2 protein-coding genes and 1 pseudogene are annotated in these 1,242 nt (G+C 66.5%); all 3 read left to right on the forward strand.

From position 1 onward, the window contains the following. Positions 1 to 283, forward strand: a 283-nt coding sequence (locus EN914_RS35925; RefSeq protein ID WP_127389713.1) for a sigma-70 family RNA polymerase sigma factor, incomplete at its 5' end; no start/stop codon positions are given. Next, positions 280 to 948, forward strand: coding sequence for a hypothetical protein (locus EN914_RS35930; RefSeq protein ID WP_024501946.1), 669 nt, complete (start codon positions 280 to 282; stop codon positions 946 to 948). The genes EN914_RS35925 and EN914_RS35930, both read left to right, overlap by 4 nt. Next, positions 938 to 1,242 (forward strand): annotated as a pseudogene (locus tag EN914_RS35935) (peptidase S8); the annotation flags it as partial. The gene EN914_RS35930 and the pseudogene EN914_RS35935, both read left to right, overlap by 11 nt.

Here is a 1,242-nt window from a genome sequence, read left to right on the forward strand (position 1 = left end):
GATCGACGACGAGGCCGCCGCCGCGGTGCCCGACGGCGTTGACACGCCGGAAGTCGTCACCATGAAGGAAGACAAGGCGGCCGCCCTGCGGCGCTTCGTCGACGCCTTGCCGGAAGAGCATCGCGTCGTCATCGATCTTGCCTATTATCACGGGCAGTCGGTGAGCGAGATCAGCGAGGTGCTCGACATTCCGGTCGCCACCGTCAAGACCCGGATGTTCTACGCCCGCAAGAAACTCGGCGAGGCTCTCAAGGCCGCCGGTTACGACAGGGGGTGGCCATGAGCGCCGCTGAAAAGATGTCGCGCCGCGACGAAATGGAAACGCTGCTGCCGTTCTACCTGAACGGCTCGCTGGAAGGTTCCGACCTGGAAGCGGTCGAGGAATGGCTGGCCAGCGATCCGGCCGCACTTGCCGCCCTTGGCGAAGCTGAAGCCGAATTCTCCGGCGCCACGGCCGCCAACGAAGCAATCCGGCCGCCGGCCGATGCGCTCAGCCGCTTTGCCAAGGCACTCGACGCCGAGGCCGGGCCTGCGCGCAAGCCGGCAGGATCGTCCTGGCTGGCGCAGGCCTGGGGCCGCTTCATGGCGGTGCCGGTCGGCGTCGCCTGGGCGGCAGCCGCGGTTCTGCTGGCGCTGGTCATGGTGCAGTCGTTTGTCGAACCCGGCGGAAAGGGCAATGATTTCGAGATTGCCGGCGCGCAAGACGATCTGGCGAAAATGCCGTTCGCCCTGGTCAAGTTCAAGCCGGATGCGAAGATGTCGGACATTTCCGCCTTCCTCGGCAGCAACGAGCTGAAGATCGTCGGCGGACCGACCGCCGACGGCGTGTTCCGGCTTGGCATCCCGGCTGCCAACGCAGCCGACTACACCAGGCAAATCGGCCTTGTTGCCGCCCAGGCTTTCACGGAGACTGTGATCGAGGGAAGGAAACCGCTTGATGGCGGCTGAGGCGGTCATTCGATTTGCGGCAATGCTTGCGGCGGCGATGACAATCGTCGCCGTGCCCGCGTCGGCGCAGACCAAAGATCCCAATCCCGACCAGACGAAAATCGACTGCCGCGACAGGACCAATGCGGCAGGCGCCGACTGCGCCAAGGATGGCAGCGACACAGAGGGCGGATCGGATGCGGCGCAATCCGGCGCGGTGTTCCTGCCGGCCCTGATCGTCGACCTGTTTCCCAACCCGGCGGCGCCCCCGACCCCTGTGCCGACGCCACGGCCCGAACCGGCGACGCCGCCGGC

It is taken from the genome of Mesorhizobium sp. M7A.F.Ca.CA.001.08.2.1 (assembly GCF_003998455.1).
GTDB classification, from domain to species: domain Bacteria; phylum Pseudomonadota; class Alphaproteobacteria; order Rhizobiales; family Rhizobiaceae; genus Mesorhizobium; species Mesorhizobium ciceri.

Bases quoted from the DNA above. Each gene is read 5' to 3' on its own strand.
- EN914_RS35930 (WP_024501946.1), top strand. From the start codon at position 280: ATGAGCGCCGCTGAAAAGATGTCGCGCCGCGACGAAATGGAAACGCTG.